This is a genomic window from Canibacter zhoujuaniae (genome assembly GCF_011752005.1).
Taxonomy (GTDB): Bacteria; Actinomycetota; Actinomycetes; order Actinomycetales; family Microbacteriaceae; genus Canibacter; species Canibacter zhoujuaniae.
This window is the reverse complement of sequence record NZ_JAAIJZ010000001.1, coordinates 409,646-431,127: the sequence shown is the minus strand read 5'-3', so window position 1 is coordinate 431,127 and position 21,482 is coordinate 409,646. Positions and strand designations below refer to the sequence as shown.

General features: G+C 53.0%; 17 protein-coding genes and 3 tRNA genes. 15 read left to right on the top strand and 5 right to left on the bottom strand.

Annotated elements, in window-relative coordinates; all coding sequences use genetic code 11:
* The first annotated feature begins 67 nt into the window (after nucleotides 1-67).
* Nucleotides 68-1,786, top strand: a complete 1,719-nt coding sequence (locus tag HCR00_RS01990; protein ID WP_167142279.1) for an alpha/beta hydrolase — start codon at nucleotides 68-70, stop codon at nucleotides 1,784-1,786.
* A 297-nt stretch (nucleotides 1,787-2,083) separates the two neighbouring features.
* On the opposite strand, the gene HCR00_RS01985 is transcribed toward HCR00_RS01990, so the two are convergent.
* On the bottom strand, nucleotides 2,084-3,268 hold the full coding sequence (locus HCR00_RS01985) for a hypothetical protein (protein WP_166984701.1): 1,185 nt from the start codon (nucleotides 3,266-3,268) through the stop codon (nucleotides 2,084-2,086).
* A 400-nt stretch (nucleotides 3,269-3,668) separates the two neighbouring features.
* On the opposite strand from HCR00_RS01985, the gene HCR00_RS01980 reads away from it, so the two are divergent.
* The 4 genes from HCR00_RS01980 to HCR00_RS01965 all read left to right on the top strand — a co-directional run bounded on the left by HCR00_RS01980 (nucleotide 3,669) and on the right by HCR00_RS01965 (nucleotide 8,141).
* Nucleotides 3,669-4,835 (top strand): sensor histidine kinase, encoded by a 1,167-nt coding sequence (locus tag HCR00_RS01980; RefSeq protein WP_167142276.1) that lies wholly within the window; start codon nucleotides 3,669-3,671, stop codon nucleotides 4,833-4,835.
* On the top strand, nucleotides 4,828-5,499 hold the full coding sequence (locus tag HCR00_RS01975) for a response regulator transcription factor (RefSeq protein ID WP_167142273.1): 672 nt from the start codon (nucleotides 4,828-4,830) through the stop codon (nucleotides 5,497-5,499). Before HCR00_RS01980 ends, HCR00_RS01975 begins: the two co-directional genes overlap by 8 nt.
* Nucleotides 5,500-7,057: 1,558 nt before the next feature.
* Nucleotides 7,058-7,282: a hypothetical protein gene (locus tag HCR00_RS01970; protein WP_167142270.1), complete on the top strand. Its 225-nt coding sequence runs from the start codon at nucleotides 7,058-7,060 to the stop codon at nucleotides 7,280-7,282.
* A 37-nt stretch (nucleotides 7,283-7,319) separates the two neighbouring features.
* Nucleotides 7,320-8,141 (top strand): endonuclease/exonuclease/phosphatase family protein, encoded by an 822-nt coding sequence (locus HCR00_RS01965; RefSeq protein WP_167142267.1) that lies wholly within the window; start codon nucleotides 7,320-7,322, stop codon nucleotides 8,139-8,141.
* A 51-nt stretch (nucleotides 8,142-8,192) separates the two neighbouring features.
* On the opposite strand, the gene HCR00_RS01960 is transcribed toward HCR00_RS01965, so the two are convergent.
* Nucleotides 8,193-8,266: transfer RNA gene (locus HCR00_RS01960), tRNA-Gly, on the bottom strand.
* Nucleotides 8,267-8,443: 177 nt separating this feature from the next.
* Between HCR00_RS01960 and HCR00_RS01955 the strand changes: the two genes are divergently transcribed.
* The 6 genes from HCR00_RS01955 to clpX all read left to right on the top strand — a co-directional run bounded on the left by HCR00_RS01955 (nucleotide 8,444) and on the right by clpX (nucleotide 12,936).
* A tRNA-Asn gene (locus HCR00_RS01955) sits at nucleotides 8,444-8,519 on the top strand.
* 167 nt (nucleotides 8,520-8,686) lie between these two features.
* Nucleotides 8,687-8,761, top strand: a tRNA-Pro gene (locus tag HCR00_RS01950).
* A 53-nt stretch (nucleotides 8,762-8,814) separates the two neighbouring features.
* Complete coding sequence (gene tig / locus HCR00_RS01945) at nucleotides 8,815-10,176, top strand: trigger factor (protein ID WP_167142264.1); 1,362 nt, start codon at nucleotides 8,815-8,817, stop codon at nucleotides 10,174-10,176.
* A gap of 136 nt (nucleotides 10,177-10,312) precedes the next feature.
* Nucleotides 10,313-10,897 carry an ATP-dependent Clp protease proteolytic subunit gene (locus HCR00_RS01940; RefSeq protein ID WP_166984706.1) on the top strand — a complete coding sequence of 195 codons (585 nt, stop codon included), beginning with the start codon at nucleotides 10,313-10,315 and terminating at the stop codon, nucleotides 10,895-10,897.
* Nucleotides 10,898-10,908: 11 nt separating this feature from the next.
* Nucleotides 10,909-11,556, top strand: a complete 648-nt coding sequence (locus HCR00_RS01935) for an ATP-dependent Clp protease proteolytic subunit (RefSeq protein ID WP_166984707.1) — start codon at nucleotides 10,909-10,911, stop codon at nucleotides 11,554-11,556.
* A 105-nt stretch (nucleotides 11,557-11,661) separates the two neighbouring features.
* Entirely contained in the window at nucleotides 11,662-12,936 is a 1,275-nt protein-coding gene (gene clpX, locus HCR00_RS01930; protein ID WP_166984708.1) for an ATP-dependent Clp protease ATP-binding subunit ClpX, read from the top strand.
* Nucleotides 12,937-12,977: 41 nt separating this feature from the next.
* Here clpX and HCR00_RS01925 read toward each other — a convergent pair whose 3' ends face one another.
* From HCR00_RS01925 to HCR00_RS01915, 3 genes are all read right to left on the bottom strand, one after another.
* Complete coding sequence (locus HCR00_RS01925) at nucleotides 12,978-13,256, bottom strand: hypothetical protein (protein WP_167142261.1); 279 nt, start codon at nucleotides 13,254-13,256, stop codon at nucleotides 12,978-12,980.
* Nucleotides 13,257-13,262: 6 nt separating this feature from the next.
* A complete protein-coding gene (valS, locus tag HCR00_RS01920; protein WP_167142258.1) occupies nucleotides 13,263-15,866 on the bottom strand; it encodes a valine--tRNA ligase in 2,604 nt (867 codons plus the stop codon).
* Between the two features lie 76 nt (nucleotides 15,867-15,942).
* Complete coding sequence (locus HCR00_RS01915; RefSeq protein WP_167142255.1) at nucleotides 15,943-16,545, bottom strand: TetR/AcrR family transcriptional regulator; 603 nt, start codon at nucleotides 16,543-16,545, stop codon at nucleotides 15,943-15,945.
* A 61-nt stretch (nucleotides 16,546-16,606) separates the two neighbouring features.
* Between HCR00_RS01915 and HCR00_RS01910 the strand changes: the two genes are divergently transcribed.
* Genes HCR00_RS01910 through HCR00_RS01895 form a run of 4 tightly spaced genes read left to right on the top strand, consistent with a single transcriptional unit; the run spans nucleotide 16,607 to nucleotide 21,451 of the window.
* Entirely contained in the window at nucleotides 16,607-18,232 is a 1,626-nt protein-coding gene (locus HCR00_RS01910) for an ABC transporter substrate-binding protein (RefSeq protein WP_167142252.1), read from the top strand.
* A gap of 43 nt (nucleotides 18,233-18,275) precedes the next feature.
* On the top strand, nucleotides 18,276-19,244 hold the full coding sequence (locus tag HCR00_RS01905; protein ID WP_167142249.1) for an ABC transporter permease: 969 nt from the start codon (nucleotides 18,276-18,278) through the stop codon (nucleotides 19,242-19,244).
* On the top strand, nucleotides 19,237-20,046 hold the full coding sequence (locus HCR00_RS01900; RefSeq protein WP_166984714.1) for an ABC transporter permease: 810 nt from the start codon (nucleotides 19,237-19,239) through the stop codon (nucleotides 20,044-20,046). The genes HCR00_RS01905 and HCR00_RS01900 overlap by 8 nt, the downstream gene beginning before the upstream one ends.
* Nucleotides 20,033-21,451, top strand: a complete 1,419-nt coding sequence (locus tag HCR00_RS01895; protein ID WP_167142246.1) for an ABC transporter ATP-binding protein — start codon at nucleotides 20,033-20,035, stop codon at nucleotides 21,449-21,451. The genes HCR00_RS01900 and HCR00_RS01895 overlap by 14 nt, the downstream gene beginning before the upstream one ends.
* The last annotated feature ends 31 nt before the right edge of the window (nucleotides 21,452-21,482 follow it).

Below are 21,482 nucleotides of genomic sequence, written 5' to 3'. Positions count from 1 at the left end.
TGGCGTAACGGGGCGTAATATCATGTTATGGTGATAGCGCATACCTACTTGGACTAAGGAAGTCTTTATGGTTAATCACGGTATCTCATATGCGGTAGCCGGCAGTGAAATTAAAGGGACTATTGTCGCACTGCACGGGGTTACTGATAACGCGGCAGCGCTGTCTGATCTTGTGCAGCACTATCAAGATGACTGGCAGATTTATGCAGTTGACACCCTCGGGCACGGTCTGTCACGACGTTTTACTGATGCAGAGTTAGGCGATCCTTTCCGAGCCGCTGTTGCCGCGGCACGCACAATTGTTATCGCAGCTGCAAGACGCAGCATGAGCCGCAAAGTTGTGCTGCTGGGGCATTCGATGGGCGGTGCTATCGCAGGAGCAATAGCGCGTGAGCTGCCGGATCTTATCCAGGCGCTGATCCTTGAAGATCCCGCATTCTTAACCGAAGAGCAAACTAAACTGTACCGTGATACAGCCGCAGACAGATTGCGACGGCAGGAGAGCGTGACCGAACACGTTGGTGCGGCGGTCACTGAACTGATGGCGCAGTATCCCGCGTGGCCTGCATCAGAGTATGGTGCGTGGGCGCAGGGAAAAACACAGGTGGATCGCAGGTTCATCGCCGGTGGTGTTGTTGGTGTTAGCGGCCGCGAGATATTCACTGAACTTGCTGTTCCAACGCTGTTAGTGACCGGCGATAAAGATGATGTGTTGTTTGGTCAAGCGGGCCTTGCTGAGGTTGCAAGTTTAGGTAATCCCCATATTGATGCAGTGCTCATTCCGGGCGCTTCACACACGGTGCGGCGAGATAAATCTGAAGAATTTTATAGGGCGCTTGATAGTTTCTTAGAGCGATGCGGTCAGCGTGAGGCACTCCCGACGCCGTATATTGCCGCTGAATTGCAGCCTATTATCGCAGGCACACCAGACCAAAACACCGATGATTATCTAAAAATGCGCCGCCGCGGTGAGAAACTGTTGGGCGATGTCAAGCCTGCCGCAGGTGTTGAGGTGTTTGAGGTGCGTTTGGGTGGGGAAAGCGCAGCAGTTGATGACAGTTTTGTATTGAGGTGTTTGACACGTGGTGATGAGCCGCAGTGTGTTGTGCTGTCGATTCACGGTGGCGGGTATGTTGCCGGGGCAGCGCGCTATGATGACGCACGCAATAGTGACCTGATTGAAGTGTTTGGTGGGGCACTCGTTGCTAGCCCAGACTATCGTTTAGCGCCGGAGTTTCCGTGGCCTGCGGGCGCTACGGACTGCGTGCGCTCATTGCGCTATCTTGCTAAGACGTATCCAGATCTGCCGCTGTACATATACAGTGATTCTGCTGGGGCTGGGCTCGCGCAGCAGGCGCTGATGCTGCTTGCCGAGAGTGGTGATCCAGTTGCGGTTGAAAGGGCTGTCTTGCTTGAGCCCTGTCTTGAACCTGGTATGGTTACGGGGTCTTTTGACACCTACTGTGACGGCCCGATTTGGACGCGGGCCGCGTCAAAGGCTGCATGGGCGCACTACTTGGGAGACCCGTATGCTGTGCCACCCTACGTTCCGGCACGGAAAGTGGCGGCTTTGATGCCGCCAACTCTAGTGATTGTTAACCCTGTTGATCCTTTGCGTGATGAGGGTGTGCGTTTTGCGCTGGATTTGGTTGACGCGGGTGTTGCAGTTGAGATGCACATGCTGCCTGGCACAATCCATGGTGCGCTATCAGTTGCCGAAACCGAGACCTGGCAACGCGTGAAAAACGAGATTCGCGCATTCCTTGATACTCCTGTATCTGCTTAACTTCGTTACTTGATGAATGCCTTTCTTATCTCACTGTTTCTGTCGAATAGACCGGCTCACCACGAGTGTTGATACGGCACTTATCGCAATAAACAATGAAACTGAGGCACCTAGATTCTGCGATATCGGACTAAAAAACGGTATTGCAAAAGCCAACAGTGCGGATGAAAACATGAAGGACAGATCGCGATCTTTCTTGCCGTCATTTCTCACTGTGGTGCAGATTCTGGCGAACTGCACTCCAGAAAAACACGCTCCGATCAGGATTAGGCCAAGGCTCAGCCAGAAATACATAATCTACCTCCCCCTAATAAGGGAATAACAACTTCCGATACCTATCAAATCCCAGAAGTTATCTACTATGAAAGGCCAAGCGGCCGCGATGAAGATTTTATCCTTTGCCGTCAGAGTCGGGGAAGGAAGTTTAGAAGCTATTCCTTGTGGTAGTTTACTGCGCAATGTAATTACTGCATTTTTGATCGCGGCAACAGCAGCATTCTTAACTCCCCCTACCTTAGTTATAGCAGTGGCGATTTTTGGAGTCTTTGACAACTTATTAATGAAGGATATAAGTTTCGGCACACGTGCCGCTATTGCAGCTCCGCCCGTGACAAGAAGAGGAGCAATAGATACTGCGCACTTCCCAGCTGTAACTAACCACCACGACCAAGAAGGGTCTAAAACAATTGGAAGAGATGCGCCTTCAGTATTCACATGTTGCCTCAAGATACTGCCATCAACTAGTTCGAAACTGGTAGGCAGCTCTTTTCCATCCGCATCTATTGCCCACGGAGCGTCGATTTCTCCTTCTACGGTGCCAGATTCAGATAATAATGAAAACCCGCCATCACTGCGTGCCTCGAGTTGATACCCCTCGGGCAATGTGTACCCAAAATCCATGTATGAAGCATTGTGATCTTTGATAACACCAATAATTTGTCCAGATTCATCTTCTGTTACATGAGATACGGCGATTTCGGTATCTTGGACATCCGCGTCTTGGGTACGAACGACACCATTTGTTACTTCGGTAACTATATGCCCATTAACCCGTATGGAAAACATTTCTCTGGTCTCGGGATTAGGAATTGATACTTCGCCCGTCTCGCTATCAACGGTAGGCAAAGTATTAATAATTCGTGCTTCTTGCTCAGAAAGGCCAGAAAGAATGTCACCAGAAATTGATTGATTAGAACTATCCAGATTTAAACTAAGTGGAACTTTATCGGACACTAGATAATCTAGTGATTTTGCTGAAAGCCCAATCTCCTCTTTTATTAAGGCTTTAGCCGTAGCATCCGCATAGTCGAATTCCTCCAGCGTATCATCAGTATTCGCCAAGATAGTATCGGATGTCTGAGTCAGCTTCGCTGCTGAGAGACTGTGTTCAGTATCAGTAGCTAATGCAGAAGTAGTCCCACCTAGGCTCAGCGCATATGCTGTTGTAATGCCTACAAGCGACTTCCAAGCTCTGTGACGCATATTTTCTCCTCTATTTTCTCGTAAGTGACTTTAAGCTATCGATCTGGTTACTGGTGTAGATACCGACGAATGTTGGTCAGTTATACCGACATTCGTCGGTGTCGAAGCTTATGAGTGTTCCAATAGGATCGGAAACTCAAAGTGATTTTGTAGAGAGGTAGAGAAATGATTGCTACGCGTATCACCGCAGGAGTGTTTGCCGTGGCTTGCATGACTGCAATGGGAACTCCGATGGTATCTCAATATACAGTTACCGAACAGTTGACAATAACTCGGGCCGTTCAAATAGTTGAGAGTTCGTCTGCACACTGGTTGACACCACGAATCTGTAAATTGTTTCCCAATTTTCCTGGCTGCGAGAAGCATCGACCTCATAGATAGCTCGATATAGTGTCTGGTGATGTTTCACCTCATATTCCCTAGATACAGCCGTTCTACACTGGTGCAGCCACTGGTGTTCACACTTTCGGCTGTTTTCTTCCTTGTTTTCGACGCGGCTCAGCTGATATCTGGTCAGCAGAGCGCTTCAATACTGCGCGTGATATTCTCGCTCACCCTTATCGTTTTGTTTGTGGCCGCGGGCTGGCTGCAGGTGTGCGAATACGTTTTCCTCGTGTGCTATTTCGTTTTTAACCTGTTTAATCTGATTGATGGTTTCGAGATGGTGAGCTTTGCTCTGAGCATCTTGATGATTTTCTGGCTAATTCGTTCCTGGATTGTGCCAGCCGTGCTCGTGTTCGTCCTCGACGGGGTCATTGCAACAGCGGTGAGTCTCACACCTGGTCTAGAGGCATTTAGCTCTGTTTTAACTACCGTGCTTGTGTTAGCTATCGGTTTGGTGCTACGTTGGCAAAATGGGCACAGGGTGCTTGCAGAACAGGAAAAAGAACGCACACATCGCGCTGCCTCCGACAACCGTAAGGAGTTGGCTCGTCAGCTGCATGATACGACGGCGAAAGACTTGGCGCACGTGGCCGTGCTTGCCCAAGACATGGCTGCCCGTCACCCTGAGCTCTCTAGTGAGCTCTCGCCCATAGTGGCGGCAGCCACCGAGGCGTCACGGCGAATCCGCCCAATGATCCTCTCAATCGATGCTGCGGCAAGCGATGTGCCCCTGTCTAAAGTGGTAGATCAAGTGATGCAGATGTTGAAAACACGTCATATTGAACTCGATATCGTGCTACCCGATGACCTTGACTGCGTGGTGACACGCCAACAACAACTCACAGGGGCACTCGCTATCCGAGAGTGTGGCTCGAATATGTTGAAATACGCGCCCGCCGATTCCGAGGCGCACCTTGTGATCGATATTGACGGCGAGTCAGGCGTGCTCACTATATCGTTGAGTAATGAGATTGCATCGGTGCCGGCAGCTCCGGACATGAGTAGTGGTTATGGGCTGGCAAACTTAGGTGCCAAAATTCGGGCAGAAGGTGGAAGTATGGAGGTCAGCGATCTTGGCAACCAGTGGCTGACCTACATCACGATTCCTTCTAATAGCCAAGACGAGTACCGAAGCGGCAGCTTACGCAGGAGTGACTCTGTGAAGGAGCAAGCTGATGACTGACGAGCGAGAAGTTCGTATCCTGATCGCGGACGATGACCAGATTATTCGTGAAGGTCTTGCTAACTTGTTGGACGCGCAAGAGGGGTTGCACGTGGTAGCCACTGCTATTAATGGCGCTCAGGTGTTCGAGCAACTGGCGCTACACCGGATAGACGTGGCGCTATTGGATGTGGATATGCCAGTGGTGAGCGGTATCGAAGCCGCACGCCGCCTGAGCCGTGAGCAGGCCGGCCTCACGATAATTATGCTTACCGCATTCGAGCATGAAGAATCTCTTGGACAAGCAATCGGGGCGGGCGTGCGAGGATTTCTCACCAAAGACATCCCAGCGCCCGAGCTCGCTCAGCTGATTCGCAAAGCCTATGCCGGCCAGCAGGTGATGGCACCCCGACCCATTGAAATCCTCACATCCTCCTATGCCCAGACCTATGAAAACCGGGAACAATATGCAGACTTCATTAATGCGGTCACCGCGCTGCCGGAGCATCTGCGCCCGACGTTCCGGCTACTGCTGAAAGCCTTCGCTAACAAAAATATTGCCCGGCAAACCAAGCTCACCGAAGCAACCGTGCGCTCTTATGTCTCCGACATTCTAGCCCGCACTGGCTGCGCCACTAGAGGTGAACTAGCTATCACCGCCATCAAAGCCGGAATCACAGAATAACCTCGCAAACGCGCAAGTATTTCTTAGAGGACACAGCCTGCCCACCAAAGATTGAGCGATATCGCTATTTTCTTAAAATAAGGCCTTTTATGACTGGATATAGTGCCAGGCCAGAGCTGTATATACATATCGAACACGAAGGGTCGCTGGGCGGGCATGCGTTTCGGCTAATGGACTGGCAAGAACGCATCGTGTTTGACTTGTTTGGCACCATCAAAGCTGACATGATCCGCCAACCCCCTCCAGTCTTATCGAAGCGAGTGAAGATTCTCAGCCGCTAAAGCTCATCATCTATATGTCGACAAATTCCTTGACCTATGGAGCGGGCGAGGCCGATTACTGGATAGATGAAGCGGTGTAGAGTTGGTGATACCTGTGAGAGGTAACGTAATCTAGATTCCCTCTCACATATGTACCACAATGTTGTGGCATTACCGAAAGGAAGCGCTAGTGTGAAGCTACACAGAAGCACAAGCAATAGAATTCGCAACAAAAAATAGCATAAGCAAATGCTGCACTGAAAAGTAGTATCACTACATCAGGAAAGTTCTCCATCACCGCAAGCGATGCGGAAACTCCATGACAAGTATTACTTTACCTCTGATGAAGTGAGATTGCTTCACAATTTCGCTGCTGAAGCTGGACCTGCGGCTGTTGTTGCTTTATGGTCGCTTTTAACACCTTCTACTCTGATTGGGCAATTCCACCAATCGATGTGAAAATCGAGGGCAAATAATTTGATGGGGGTTAGATTGGGATGGGTAGGAATAATATAGATGCCGTTGCAATACTTCCTGAGATTATTTGGGGTGGGATCCTATCTGTTCTTGCTAACAACTTGATCTACTCCGCATGGAATGACTTCGCAAATCTGGTAGAGATTGCAATTCTTATAGTTGCTACAATATGGAGTCTTTACCGGCGTTTTCGAGAAAGTCTCTCTGAGGTTTTCTGGTCGGTACTGTATATGGCTTCGACAATTGGGTTGCTTGCTATTCAAAACTCCTCTTGGACACGTTTTGCAGTACTTATCATCATGGCTGCATACATTTATGGGCGAAACTTTCGCGAAAAGAAAAGAGATAAGCAGCAATAAAGGCTGAAACCGAGACCTGGCAACGCGTGAAAAACGAGATTCGCGCATTCCTTGCGACATCTGTCACTGATTAACTTTCTGTAGAGTTAAAACTGAGGCACTGCTTCTTAATACCTTGAGTCGTGACAGTGAGATGATCTTTTAGAGTTACTGGCCATTATTAAGGTAGCTGCCCTGATATATATCGGTGTTTCTGACAAGCAATACATGTCATATGATAAATATTGTCAATTTAAATGATCGACATTAACAATGAAGTTAATTTTATTTCAAAGGAGAAATAATGAGTTCGAAAATACGGATCGTACTGGCGACATTACTCACCAGTCTAATGTTGGTTCTCCTAGGGGCAAACAGGAGCACGTTTCTAAGTGCTACGTATGTTGGAGTTTCCTACTAACAATCCGAAGCTGGATCTGACGAAACATATTTCGTCAGATCCAGCCTGACCGAGGTGCAAGCATGAAAAAACGAACTGTCGGTAGTTTTCTGGGTTTTGCTGGGGTTTCTTGTTTGGTTTTAGTGGTCTTTATTGTGCCCATGCTGCCTGGGGCCCAGTCTTTCGCAGCTGGTTTTGCGATCACAGCTTTCCAGAGCTTGGTCCTGCTACTGCTGGGGATTTTGACACTACTCGCATATTTCGGTGGTGTGTTTATTGCAGCTAAAAAAAAGGAGGGTTGTATCTGAGTCAGCACCTGGATCGGCATCGAGGCGCTTCCCGCGTGTGCAGCTCGTAGCCTCTATCTTGATTGCAATCGTGTGTTTTATTGGCAGCTGGATGACTGCCAGCGGTGGTGCTTTAGTGCAGGTAGCGGATATTCCAGCGTCTGGGGATCATCAGTTGCGAATACTGTCTTTCAACACAGACCAAGTGGTTTCTGAGGAAGAGCTGCTCGAGCTTGCTGCGCAAACTAAACCTGACATTATAGTTCTGCCTGAAGATAATCAAGCGGTTACTAGTTCATTTGACTGTAACTTTATACCGACCAAAGTAACAGAACACGACGGTAACTTCTGCGAAATCGGCAGACAACTCGACATGAACGTTTATTTTTGGGCAGACGCTCCTGGGCAGACTCTTTTCGTGTCTAACAAACTCGGTGAATATCTGCCCATCAATCATGACACCCCGCCCTGGGCTGGCTTTTACGCACAGCCTGTGGACCCCACAAGCGCTTCACCTAAAATAACCGTTGCACATCTGCAGCGGCCGGAGTTTGGGATCGGGACAGATTGGTGGCAGCGTCATTTTTCGTGGGCTAAGAAGATGTGCAGCGAACCTCGTTCAATTGCAGTGGGAGATTTCAACGCCACGACCCGGAATATTGGGTCAGACGCTCTCGGTGCATGTCAGGACATCAGCAGTGCTCTCGGAGAAAAACAAGCTGGCACCTGGCCGAGCCTTCTGCCTCCTGCTTTTGGTGCGGCAATTGATCATGTCTATATTGGTTCTGCCTATCAACCTCTCTGGTTTGGAGTGCTTGCAGACTCACACGGCTCAGGTCACCGTCCGATTTTTGCGATTCTAGGGGAGTCAAACAAGTAGCTTCTGCACTAATGCAGAGTGAGTAGTGATGAGCGCGTGGAAGTCAACTAGTGGAGCGGGTGACGAGAATCGAACTCGCGTCGTTGGTTTGGAAGACCAAAGCTTTACCATTAAGCTACACCCGCGCTGTGCTAAACGCACTCCTAGAGTGTACATGGAACTTTGGGTTTGCACAACAGCGGCAGTGTGCAAACTTGTCTGCGACGAAATTAATAGATAGCGAAACGATCGACACGCCGAATAGTGTGATTTGCGCGATCCGAAAGTATCAACTATATTAAATCAAGTTGGTTAAACAACATTCCCCTGTAGCTCAGTTGGCAGAGCGAGCGGCTGTTAACCGCTAGGTCACTGGTTCGAGCCCAGTCGGGGGAGCCACTGTGTCACATCGAGAGCATTCTTGGTGTGCCTGTCTTCAACCCAGTGTTGAGGATGCGGTGTTGTGAGGCGCAAAGTCTGCAAATCAGTTATACTGGTTAAGTTGCTCTGCGCGGCTCATATAGACGCGCAGTGGGACTGTTTTTCGCCGGCTTGCCGGCAACTTCCGGGATGTAGCTCAGCTTGGCTAGAGCGCTCGGTTTGGGTCCGAGAGGCCGCAGGTTCGAATCCTGTCATCCCGACTGAAACAGTCTCACCAGAGCGCCGAACACGTATCCGACACGAGAGGCCGAAATTGGCGACTACTAAAGCTGAGAAGCTCACTCCAACCCGCGCAAAGCTTAGCGTTACTGTTACTCAGGAGGAGCTCGCTCCCTTCCTGAAAGACGCATATAAGACCATCTCAGAGCAGGTGCAGATCCCAGGTTTCCGTAAAGGGCACGTACCTGCTCCAATTATCGATCAGCGGGTTGGCCGCGAAGCGGTTATCCAAGAAGCGGTTAATAAGTCGCTCGATACATTCTTCCGCGCCGCAATTGACGAGTCTGGCGAGGTTCCAATGGGCCGCCCAACCGCCGATGTAGAGCAGTGGCCAGACGCGAAAGACGACAAGAGCGATCTCGTGCTGGTCTTTGAAGTAGAGGTGCGCCCTGAGTTCAAGCTGCCACGCTACGGTCAGTACAAGATCACCGTTGATGATGCAGAAATCGGTGCAGATGCAGTAGATGCAGAGCTCGAGAAGCTGCGCGAGCGTTTTGGTGAGCTCAAAGATGTCGACCGCCCTGCCGCAAAAGACGACTACGTAACTATCGACCTTGTAGCAAGCATCGATGGTAAAGAGGTTGACCGTGCGACAGGTGTTTCATACCAGGTTGGTGCGGGAAACATGCTCGAGGGTATGGATGAAGCGATCGAAACCCTCACCGCTGGTGAATCAACCACCTTTAGCTCACAGCTGCTCGGCGGCGAGTACGAAGGCCAAGACGCAGAGGTTGAGGTAACCGTTAACGCGGTGCAAGAGCGTGAGCTTGCAGAGGCTAACGATGAGTTCGCGCAGCTCGCTTCAGAGTTTGATACTCTCGCAGAGCTGAAAGAGAATCTTGCTGAGACAGTGAAACAGCAGGCGGTATTCAAGCAGGGTGAGCAGGCGCGTGATATCTTCATCGAGAAGCTGCTTGAAAGCGCTCAGGTGCCTGTCTCTGAAGAGCTTGTTGCAGAAGAGGTGCACCGCCACCTTGAGCAGGAGGGGCGTCTTGAAGACGATGAGCACCGCGAAGAGGTCACCAGCGACGTGCAGAAGCAGATTGCGCTGCAGCTAATTCTCGACGCAATTGTTGAGGCTGAAGAAGTGCAGCCGACCCAGAACGAACTCAGCCAGTACATCTTCCAGTCTGCGCAGCGCTACGGCATGGAGCCTGGCCAGTTCATTCAGCTATTGAGCCAGGGCGGCCAGATGAACGCTATTGTCGGTGAGGTTACCCGCAATAAGGCAATGGCAATTGCGCTTGCCAAGGTTAACGTTGTTGACGCAAGCGGCAATGAGGTAGATCTTTCAGAATTCACCCGCATTGACACCGGTGAAGAAGAGGAAGCTGCTGAAAACACTGAGGAAAAACCAGCTAAAAAAGCAGGCAAGAAAGACTCAGACAAGAAGTAGTGCTTAACTGTTTGGATCGCCCCTGAGAGCAGTCGCTCCCAGGGGCTTTTCATTTAATTCCGCCGACGGCGAACAAGCCTGATTTTTCGTGAAATTGCGGCTAGTCTCATTACAGACAGTATGAATGGAGCAAAAAATGTCAGCTAAGACACACGAGGCGAATGTTTTTGATCGCCTGCTCAAAGATCGCATTGTATGGTTGGGCTCTGACGTGCGCGACGATAACGCGAATGAGATCTCGGCAAAAATGCTGCTGCTTGCGGCAGAAGACCCAGAGGCGGATATCTACTTATACATTAACTCGCCCGGTGGTTCCATCACTGCCGGAATGGCGATATACGACACTATGCAGTTTGTCCCAAATGATATTGTGACGGTCGGCATCGGTATGGCTGCGTCGATGGGACAGTTCCTGCTAACCGCCGGCACCCCCGGCAAACGCTACATCACCCCGAACGCGCGTGTGCTGTTGCATCAGCCGCACGGTGGATTCGGTGGCACAGCCAGCGACATACAGACTCAGGCGCAGCTTATCACCAGCATGAAACAGCGCCTTGCTGAGATCACAGCTGCGGCAACCGGCAAAACTGTTGAACAGATTCACGCAGACGGTGATCGCGATCGTTGGTTCACCGCCGAAGAAGCTCTCGAGTATGGTTTTGTGGATCACATTCGAGCTACCGCATCTGATGTTGTTGGCGGCGGCGGTACTAAGAAGTAAGGTTTATGAAAATGAGTGAAAACTTTCTTTTGCCAAACGCAGTGCGAAACATGCCTGAGAGTCGGTATGTGCTGCCGAGCTTTGAAGAGCGCACCGCATACGGCTTCAAACGGCAAGATCCGTATGCGAAACTGTTTGAAGATCGCATTATCTTTCTAGGTGTGCAGGTTGATGATGCGTCAGCGGACGACATCATGGCGCAGCTCCTGGTGCTTGAAAGCCAGGATCCAGAACGCGACATCATGATGTACATCAACTCACCCGGTGGCTCTTTCACCGCGATGACCGCGATCTACGACACAATGCAGTACATCAAACCTGATGTGCAAACAGTGTGCCTCGGGCAGGCTGCATCAGCTGCGGCAATGCTGCTGGCGGGCGGGGCTCCCGGGAAGCGACTGGCGCTGCCGAACGCACGTGTGCTGATCCACCAGCCAGCTACCGGCGGCGGCGGGCACGGTCAAGCAACCGATATCGAGATTCAGGCCAAGGAAATTTTGCGCATGCGCAGCTGGCTTGAAGAAACTCTCGCAAAACACACCGGCCAGTCTGTTGAGCAGGTGAACAAAGACATCGATCGCGATAAGATCCTGAGCGCGCAGGAAGCTGTTGAATACGGCATCATCGATCAGGTGCTTACGCGTCGCGAAAACGCATAATCGCTGCATTCAGTAGCCGCTCCGAGTTTTCCATCGGCGCGGCTACTGGCGTATTTAAATGGACCCCCTAAACTGGCTAGGCAGTGCTTATGAATGGAGCTTGAAATGGCATTGAAGAGCGACTCGAGCGAGGGCCTGAAGTGTTCTTTCTGCGGTAAGCCGCAGAGTCAAGTAAAGCAGCTCATCGCGGGCTCACACATCTACATCTGTGATGAGTGTGTGCAGTTGTGCAGCGAGATTATCGCAGAGCGTGAAGCGCAGGATAGCGCGCAGGATGAGACTAATTTCACGCTGCCAAAACCGAAGGAAATTGCGGCTTTCCTCGATGAGTATGTGATCGGGCAGAGCCGTGCAAAACAGGCGCTGTCTGTCGCTGTTTACAACCACTATAAGCGGATCCAGGCGCAGCAAAAACCATCTCTGGTTGACTCAGATAAAGAGCAAATTGAACTGGCTAAATCAAATGTTATGTTGATTGGCCCCACCGGTGTTGGTAAAACCTATCTGGCGCAGGCGCTTGCGAAACAGCTCGGAGTGCCTTTTGCTGTTGCCGATGCCACCGCGCTCACAGAAGCCGGATACGTTGGCGAAGACGTCGAAAACATCCTTCTGACGCTTTTGCGTGCCGCAGACTTCAATGTTGAAAAAGCACAAAAGGGCATCATCTATATTGATGAGATTGATAAAATTTCGCGCAAAGGCGACAACCCATCGATAACCCGTGATGTCTCCGGTGAGGGAGTGCAGCAGGCGCTTTTGAAGATTCTCGAGGGGACGGTTGCATCCGTCCCGCCAGAGGGTGGCAGGAAGCAGCCAAACTCTGAATACTTACAAATTGATACCTCAAATATTCTCTTTATTGTTGCCGGTGCTTTTGCCGGCCTCGAAGAAATTATCCAAAAGCGTCTCGGGCGCGGCGGGATCGGTTTCGGCGCAGATATTGGTGACAGGGTTTCAGCAAGCGACGCCTACTCGCTGGTGGAACCGGAAGACCTGCACAAGTTCGGCATCATTCCTGAATTTATTGGGCGTCTCCCGGTCATTGCAACCGTTGACGCTTTAGATGAAACAGCTCTGATCCGGATTCTGACTGAACCAAAGAATGCGCTCGTAAAACAGTACAGAGAGCTGTTTAGAATAGACGGCATCGACCTAGAATTCACTAAGGATGCACTCGAGGCGGTGGCAAAGCAGGCAATGGCGCGCGGCACAGGCGCCCGCGGTTTGCGCTCAATTCTTGAAAAGGTGCTCGGCCCGGTAATGTTCCATGCACCGTCAGATTCGGACATCGTGAAAGTGCTGATTACCGCCGATGCTGTTAACGGCACTGACGCGCCGCGCGTGCTGCGCAACAAGAAAAACGCAAAACGCACAGCTTAAAACAAGTTCACGCCTGAGTGCGCAGGTCTAGATGAAAATTTCTAGATCCAGTCATCATCTTCGTCTGCAGCATTGCGCTGCAGCGCTGTGGTGTTTGCCGCGTCTGGATCAAGCCGCTCTACTGCGCCGGTATCTGACAGCAGGAGTGTCACAGTGTTGCCGAGCGCAACCCGGGGCTGACCTTCCAGCGAGGTCAGCTTCCAGTAGTTGTTTTCCTTGCCCGTGAGTGAGCTTTCGATCGCTAAAATTTCACTGTGAAACGCCTGGGGCACCGCATCTGGAATGGGGGTGCCAAACCGCCATGAGGTGCCTATTTGCATAACTGCTTACCCTGCAGCGTCAGCGCTGAGATCAAGCTCAACCTCGCGCACCTCGATAGCTGATCCGCTGCTGTCGATCTCAAGTGCTGTGATGCGACCCAGCGCTTTAATATCTGCAGCAACCTGCTCAAGTTTTTGGGCGGTTTCAGCGTTAGCCGAGACCACAGCGCGCAGCACACCGGTGCGCTGCGATACCTTAGCCTCGCTCTTCGCGCCGCGCACACCGATAATCGCCTCACCGGCAACCTGCAGTAGGGAGGCGTCGGCAGCAGAGCCGGCAACAGCAAGCACCTCGTCAGTGGTTGGCCAGGCGGCCTGATGCACAGAGCCGTCGTTGAACCAAGACCACACCTCTTCGGTGACATACGGCAGAGTTGGGGCGAGTAACCGCACAAGCACACTCAGGGCGGTGCGGAGTGTTGCAACGGCTGATGTTTGGCCAGCCCCCTCGCCGTAGGCGCGTGACTTGACCAACTCCAGATAGTCGTCACAGAACGTCCAGAAGAAGGTTTCTGTCACATCTAGTGCGCGTGCGTGATCATAGGCGTCATAGGCGGCGGTGGTCTCAGTCACAACCTCCGACAGTGCTTTAAGCAGCGACCGATCAAGCGGCTCGGTAACGCTTTCTTTCGCGTCACTCACACCAGATGAGTCAAAACTAAGCACAAACTTCGCCGCGTTTAGCACCTTCATCGCTAGACGCCGACCGATTTTAATTTGTGTTGGCCGCTGCGGATCAAAAGCAGCGTCAGTGCCAAGCTTAGAGCTGGCTGCCCAGTAGCGCACGGCGTCTGCTCCGTGATCGGCAAGCATGCCAATTGGGGTTACAACATTGCCCTTTGACTTCGACATCTTTTTTCGGTCTGGGTCAAGGATCCAACCTGAGATACCCGCGTTTTTCCAAGGTAGTTTGCCGCACTCAAGCTCTGACCGCAGCAGCGTGCTAAACAGCCAGGTGCGAATGATATCTTGCCCCTGCGGGCGAATATCGTACGGGTAAACCAGGTCAAACAGCTCTGGGTCGTGCAGCCAACCGCCCGCAATCTGCGGTGTGAGAGAGGAAGTAGCCCACGTATCCATCACATCAACCTCAGCGGTAAAACCGCCGGGCACATCGCGCTGCTTGGCAGAGTATCCGTTTGGCACATCGCTTGATGGATCAACAGGGAGCTGCTCAGCACTCGGCACGAGAACGCGATCGTAGTCAGTCTCACCGTTATCATCTACCGCATACCACACAGGGATCGGCACCCCGAAGAAGCGCTGACGGCTGATCAGCCAGTCGCCGCTGAGACCCTCAACCCAGTTTTCGTAGCGCACCCGCATAAAGTCTGGATGCCAGGTGAGCGCTTTACCGTGTTCGAGCAAACGTGCGCGTAACGCTTCGTCGGTTGCGCCGTTTTTGATATACCACTGCCTGGTGGAAACAATCTCGAGCGGCTTATCGCCTTTTTCAAAGAATTTTACGGGGTGGGTGATTTTGCGAATTTCCCCAACCATGCCGCCGCACTCCTGCAGCAGTTTAACGATTGTCTCTTTTGCGCTAAATACTGTTTTTCCGGCAAGTTGCGCGAACGCAGCCAAGCCGGCCTCACTGGTAATCACCTCAGGAGCATCAGCAACCACACGGCCGTCAAAGCCGAGAATATTGCGATTGGGCAACTGCAGCTCGCGCCACCAGGTAACGTCTGTTGTGTCACCAAAGGTACAGATCATTGCGATACCGGTGCCTTTGTCAGGCTGCGCGAGAGGGTGGGCCACCACCGGCACCTCAACCTCGAAAAGCGGGGTGCGCACAGTCTGCCCAAACAGCTGCTGGTAGCGTTCGTCTTCCGGGTGTGCGACGAGCGCAACACAGGCCGGAAGCAGCTCTGGGCGCGTGGTGTCGATCTTAATTTCAGCACCGTCTGCCACATTGGTGAAAACCAGCGTGTGGTAGGCGCCCGGCATGTCACGATCCTCAAGCTCTGCCTGCGCTACCGCGGTGCGGAAGGTAACATCCCAGAGTGTTGGCGCTTGAGAAATATACGCTTGGCCCTTCTCGAGGTTGTTTAAGAAGGCTTGTTGCGCGACACGAATGGTTGCCGGTGAAATAGTGCGGTACTGGTGTGACCAGTCAACGCTGAGACCGAGTGTGCGCCACAGCTCCTCGAAGTGTTTTTCATCTTCCTCAGTTAGCGCTTCACACAGTTCGATGAAGTTACGCCGTGAGATCGGCAGCTGATTGGCAGCTTTGCTGCTCTTGTTGTCACCGCCGGTCTGCGGTGGTTCAAAATTTTCGATGTACGGCAGCGATGGATCACACCGCACACCGTAGTAGTTTTGCACGCGTCGTTCGGTGGGCAGGCCGTTATCGTCCCAGCCGACGGGGTAGAAGATGCGCTTGCCTTGCATGCGCTGGTAGCGTGCAATAAGGTCGGTGTGCGTGTAGCTAAACACGTGACCGATGTGCAGAGCACCAGACGCGGTTGGCGGCGGGGTGTCAATAGAGTAGACACACTCACGCTCTGCGCCGTCGCGTTTAAAAGAGTAGGTGCCGTTTTGCTCCCAGACCTCGCCCCACTTTGTCTCAAGACCTTCAAGCGCTGGTTTTTCTGGGATATTACGCATATTTTAGATACTCCACGAGTTCTCGGTCGTAGTCTTGGCAGAAAAGGCCTGCCGAAAACATAAATACTTATGAATTTTAGCGGATTTTCTCGTCAAATAGGTGCGCAAGAGGTTGCAGCCGCTGTGTCAGATGGTGGTGAATGGATCCGCGATCCGGCCCTTTTTGCACCCACTCAAAAATTGCCGCCAAAAGGGCTCCGGTGAGTGTTGCAGCTGCTATCTCTGCAGTGAAATTTTTGTTTGCTGGAGTGCTAACTAAGTGTGTGCGGATTAGCGCAGCGATTTCATACACACGACTGCCGGAGCTGTCTAGTGCGGCGACCGGGCTGCCGATAGCGGCAAAGTGGCTCAATATCCAGGGGATCGCGCCAGCCTCCCACGGCTTTAAAGTATCGCTGACGGCGGCGATAAGCAGATCTATGCCGGTTTTATCGTGTGTTTGCAGCGCTAGTTTCAGGCGGGCAAGAGTTTTATCAATTTCCGGCCAAAACACATCGCTCTTTTCAGCGAAGTAGTTGAAGAATGTGGTGCGCCCGACGCCGGCAGTTGCCGTGATTTGTGCGATTGTGGTGCTGTCGTAACCCTGTGTGAGAAACAGGTCATAGGCCGCCTCTTGCAGTGTCTCTGCATTGGTGGCTTTGGGTCGCCCGCGACCCGTATGTGCTTGAGCTGACGCCATACTGCTACACTAACACTCGGTATTAAATAAACACTGTTCAAGAATTCAAGAAAGGCTTTAAATGGCATCTTTCTCAGCAAAACTATCTCGCATAGCGGCGATCGCAGCGCTCGGCGCGGTTGTGATGTCGGGCTGCGCAACAGCGGGCGGCGACACAGCAGATCGAGCAACTGGCAACGAGAAGCTCGTGTGGGCGATCGCCGGTGGCAATCTCGAGAACAACCACATGGATCCGCACCGCAGCCAGTTGGATGTCAGCGCAATCGTTGGGCGCCTGGTGCTGGACTCGCTCACCTACCTCGACGAAAAAGGCGAGTTGCAGCCGTGGCTGGCAACCGACTGGTCCGTTTCTGAAGATGGGAAGAGCGTCAGCTTTGATCTGCGACACGACGTTACCTTCCACGACGGTGAGGCGTTTAACGCAGCAGCGGTGAAAGCTAACTTCGATCACATCATGGCCGAAGAAACCGAGTCTGCTGCGGCAAGCGATCTTTTGGGCGGTGACGTCTATAGCGAAACAGTGGTTATCGATGATGACACTGTTGAGGTGCGTTTTACACAGCCTTTCGCACCGTTTCTAATCAACACTTCAACCGCAAACCTGGGCATGTATTCACCGAAAGCGCTCGCCGCGAGCGCTGAAAAACTGCCGGTGGGCGGCCCTGGAGTATCTGTTGGCACAGGGCCGTGGGTTATGACAGAAATCACCCCCGGCGCAAGCATCAGCTATGAACGCAACGCCGACTACAACTGGTACCCAGAGGGAGTGAAGGCGGCTGATAAAACTGCAAGCAACCTTGAGGTGCAAATCGTGCCTGAGCAGCAGGTGCGTGTGCAGCGTGTTGAAAGCGGTGAGGCAGATGTTGCTTCTGAGCTGCAACCAAACGGTCTTGACGGTCTTACCTCAGAAGTTGTGCTGAATGAGAACCCGGGAATGCCGTATTCAGTGTTCCTGAACACCTCTAACCCGATTCTCGCTGATGTTAAGGTGCGGCAGGCGCTGGCTCTCAGCGCAGATATTGACGCAATCGTTGCCTCAACCTTCCAGGGCAATTTGCAGCCGGCCACCGGTGTTTTGAGCCAGTCAACGCCAGCAATCGGCGCAGCAGCAGATAAAGATTACACAAACTTTGATGAAACAAAGGCAGCTGCGCTCCTCGATGAAGCAGGCTGGGTGCAGAGCAATCCGGGAGAGATCCGCGAAAAGAACGGCGAAAAACTGTCGCTCGATTGGTATCGCTGGACGGAGCAGCCGGTTGAGCGTGAAACCATCTCAACCTTCCTGGCAGACGGGTGGCGCAAGCTCGGCGTTGAAGTGAACATTCACGTGCTTGAGGGGGAGCAGTACAACAAGTTTTACGGCACCCCAGAGATGGCGCTAACCGACTGGGGTTATTCTTCTGCCGATCCAGACATTCTGCGCAACCACCTGCACAGCGCGGGCTTCCAAAATATCGTGTCTGTTGCTGACCCAGAACTGGATGCGAAGCTCACCGCTGCAACAGCAAATTTCGATGCTGAAAAGCGCGGAGAAATCTATAGCGAAGTGATTCGCACCGCAGCTGATGAGGCTTACATTATCCCAGTGTTCAACACCGCATTTATTAACGTCGTTGGTAAAAACACTGCGGGCTTTGCTGTGGACGGCTACGGTTTCCCGGTGTTTTTTAACACCAGCAAAGCGTAAGTAACAAACACCTAGAGGGTTAAATAACACAAAGTTGCAGGGTATGAGAGTAAAAGTGGGCTTAATATCGCGTGCGGTAATTCGCCCACTTTTACGCGCCCTGGTAACCGTTTGGTTAGCGGTCACGATCGCATTTTGGGCGGTCGCTGCACTGCCCGGTGACGCGGTGAGCGCCCGCTTTGGGCCGCTGTCACGCATCAGCGCCGAACGCCAGGCCGAAATTTTTGTTGAAATGGGGTTGGATCGGCCGCTCCCAATTCAATACTTAAACTACCTCGGCAACCTCATAACCGGCGACCTCGGTTTTTCTCTGCAGCGCAACCAGGCTGTGACAGCGATGCTCGCGCAGCAGTTTCAATACACGCTTGAAATTGCCGCACTGGGTTTGCTCTTCGCTGTGCTGCTCACGCTATTGGGGCAGATATTTAAACGCGGGCTCACACCGTGGGGTGCTTCCTCACGCGTGAGCGGCCTGCTTGATTTTGCGCACACGCTGGCAGCATCAACCCCAAGCTACTGGCTTGGATTCTTGCTGCTCAGCCTGTTTGCGTTCTCGCTCAAATGGTTACCATCCGGCGGTGTCGCTTCTCCCGGATCGAGTATTCTGCCAGCTCTCACCCTAGCGATTCCCGCTGCCGGCTATCTTGGGCAGGTGCTCGACCACGAACTGGATCGCATAGAACTGCTACCGTTTGCGCTCTCATCGCGAGCGCGCGGCATGTCTCGCCTGCGGTTTACGCTGACACACGGTTTAAAACACAGCGCCCCCGCTGTGCTCGGGCTGCTGGTGAACCTGATCGGTGGGGTGCTGGGTGGTGCGGTGCTGGTTGAAGCTGTTTTTGCCAGGCCGGGTTTGGGCAGTCTCACACTCGATGCGATTGTGATGCGCGATATGCCTGTTGTGCTCGGGGTGGTTGCCTTAGCCGCGACCCTCTTTTCGGCACTTACTGTGCTTACTCAGGTGACGGTGCGTCTGCTGGATCCGCGGCTGCGGGGTGCTGTGCATGGGTAGGGTCAGGCAGGTCTTAACAGCTTTAGGCTTTATTTTGCTGCTGCTGTGTGTTGTCGCGCCGGGCATATTTACCCCGTATGATCCGCTCGCGACCGATCCGCACCTTGCGCTCGCCCCTCCCTCAGCGGCGCACCCTTTGGGCACCGATCAGACCGGCAGCGATATTTGGGCGCGTGTGGTGTATGGGGCGAGCTCGACCGTGCTCACCGGCTTGGGCGCTGTTGCTGTGGCGTTTGTGCTGGGTGTTGCGCTGGGCGCCGGTCTGGCTGTGGTGCCGAGAGTGGTGCGTGAAGCGGGTATGCGGGTTATTGATGCGCTGATGGCGCTGCCAGAATTTTTGCTCGCGCTTTTGTTGCTGGCTTTTTTCGGGAGCAGCCCGGTCGCGGTGATAGCGGCGGTAGCGCTGGCTATGGCTCCCGGTTATGCCCGTATCATGCTCTATAGCGCTGAGGCAAAGCGCGCAAGCGAAGCCTACACCGCCGCGCAGTTTAACGGTGTTGGGGTGCTGCGGCGCAATTGGCGTTACGTGCTTATGCCTGCTCTGCAACCGCTATTTTCACTCTTTACAATTGGCATCGGCACCGCCATCTTGATTGTGTCGGGGCTCACCTTCCTGGGGTTGGGTGTGCAGCCTCCAACACCCGACTGGGGTGTCATGCTCAGTCAGGGGCGCAGCTATGTTGCACGCAGCTGGTGGCCGGTGCTGTGGCCGGGGCTGGCACTGCTTTTGACGATTATGCTGTTTACGTTTACCGGCAGAAGATTGCAGAGACGCGAGGTGCTTTCTAATGACGGTGGTTAGTGTTAAGAATCTTAAAGTTTCTGGCCCGCAGGGGCTGATTGTGGCAGCTGCTGATTTTCAGGTGCGCGCTGGTGAGTGTGTCGCTCTCGTCGGGGAGTCTGGCGCGGGCAAAAGCCTCTTTGTGCGGGCGCTGACAGCTCTTGCGCCCGCTGGGATTAAAACCACGGCAGATAAGCTGCGAGTGTGCGATCACGATGTGCTGTCTCTCAGCGCACGCGGGCGCAGCCAGTTTCTCAACACCCGCATCGGCTTTGTTAATCAGGATGCTTTGAGTGCGCTTGATCCGCTGCAGCGGGTGGGTTTAGCGGTCTCTGAATCACTTCGCCTGCGCGGTGTGCGACACACTGGTGAGGCGGTAACTAAGGCGTTGACGGGGGCGCAGCTGGCTGATGCTCCCGCGGTTATACGGCGCTACCCGCATGAGCTTTCGGGGGGTATGCGGCAGCGGGCACTGATTGCTGCAGCTACGGTGCACACGCCGCCACTGATAATTGCAGACGAGCCAACCAGTGCACTGGATCAGCAGACAGCAACAGCCGTTCTAGCCACCCTGCGCGGGTATGTTGATGCGGGCGCAGCACTGATTTTAATTACGCACGATATGACCGCTGCAGCGCAGTTTGCGGATCGGGCATATCTTGTGAAAGGCGGCAGTGTTGCCCCAGGGAATTTGACCGTGCAGACTGCTGGTGGGGTGAGCGCGCCGCAGCCAGCGCACAAAACTGCAACGCTGCTTGAGCTGTGTGATTTAAGTGTGCGTTACCCCGACGCTGAGAGAGCCGCCCTGAGCGGGGTGAGTTTCTCTTTGCGAGCGGGGGAGGCGGTTGCTGTTTTGGGGGAGAGCGGCTCAGGTAAGACCTCACTGCTGCAGGCTGTGTTGGGCGCAGTGCCTTACACAGGGGCTGTCACAAAAGCCGCCGGTGTGCACTTTGCATGGGTGCCGCAGGATCCGCGCAGCAGTTTGCTGCCAGAAATGCGAGTCGAAACGGTTTTGAAAGAAGCGGGTGCTGTTGCAAAACGGCGTGGCAAAACAGCGCAGACTGTCGACGAGCTGCTGCGGGCGGTTGGATTGCCAGGCAGTCTGGCGCGCCGCAGGATCCGCACCCTTTCTGGTGGGCAGGCACAGCGCGTTGCAATCGCCCGTGCGTTAGCGACCGGCGCGAATGTGCTGCTGTGTGATGAGCCGGTTGCGGCGTTGGATAAATCTGCGCGCATGGAAATTGCTAATCTGCTGCAGGATCTAATACAGCGGCTGCAGCTTGGCATCATTTTGGTGTCGCACGAGTTGGAGATTGTGCACAGCGTTGCCGCCACCGCGATTGTGCTGCAAAACGGTGTGGTTGTGGCACACGGTGAAACCGCTGCTGTGCTTGCAGAACAAGCCCGGCAACATGGGTTAGAATAGTAGTCTGACGAAGATCCGGCTATCACCGGGG

Bases quoted from the DNA above. Each gene is read 5' to 3' on its own strand.
- HCR00_RS01990 (WP_167142279.1), top strand. From the start codon at position 68: ATGGTTAATCACGGTATCTCATATGCGGTAGCCGGCAGTGAAATTAAA.
- HCR00_RS01985 (WP_166984701.1), bottom strand. From the start codon at position 3,268: ATGCGTCACAGAGCTTGGAAGTCGCTTGTAGGCATTACAACAGCATAT.
- HCR00_RS01980 (WP_167142276.1), top strand. From the start codon at position 3,669: ATGTTTCACCTCATATTCCCTAGATACAGCCGTTCTACACTGGTGCAG.
- HCR00_RS01975 (WP_167142273.1), top strand. From the start codon at position 4,828: ATGACTGACGAGCGAGAAGTTCGTATCCTGATCGCGGACGATGACCAG.
- HCR00_RS01970 (WP_167142270.1), top strand. From the start codon at position 7,058: ATGAAAAAACGAACTGTCGGTAGTTTTCTGGGTTTTGCTGGGGTTTCT.
- HCR00_RS01940 (WP_166984706.1), top strand. From the start codon at position 10,313: ATGTCAGCTAAGACACACGAGGCGAATGTTTTTGATCGCCTGCTCAAA.
- HCR00_RS01935 (WP_166984707.1), top strand. From the start codon at position 10,909: ATGAGTGAAAACTTTCTTTTGCCAAACGCAGTGCGAAACATGCCTGAG.
- clpX (WP_166984708.1), top strand. From the start codon at position 11,662: ATGGCATTGAAGAGCGACTCGAGCGAGGGCCTGAAGTGTTCTTTCTGC.
- HCR00_RS01925 (WP_167142261.1), bottom strand. From the start codon at position 13,256: ATGCAAATAGGCACCTCATGGCGGTTTGGCACCCCCATTCCAGATGCG.
- valS (WP_167142258.1), bottom strand. From the start codon at position 15,866: ATGCGTAATATCCCAGAAAAACCAGCGCTTGAAGGTCTTGAGACAAAG.
- HCR00_RS01915 (WP_167142255.1), bottom strand. From the start codon at position 16,545: ATGGCGTCAGCTCAAGCACATACGGGTCGCGGGCGACCCAAAGCCACC.
- HCR00_RS01910 (WP_167142252.1), top strand. From the start codon at position 16,607: ATGGCATCTTTCTCAGCAAAACTATCTCGCATAGCGGCGATCGCAGCG.
- HCR00_RS01905 (WP_167142249.1), top strand. From the start codon at position 18,276: ATGAGAGTAAAAGTGGGCTTAATATCGCGTGCGGTAATTCGCCCACTT.
- HCR00_RS01900 (WP_166984714.1), top strand. From the start codon at position 19,237: ATGGGTAGGGTCAGGCAGGTCTTAACAGCTTTAGGCTTTATTTTGCTG.
- HCR00_RS01895 (WP_167142246.1), top strand. From the start codon at position 20,033: ATGACGGTGGTTAGTGTTAAGAATCTTAAAGTTTCTGGCCCGCAGGGG.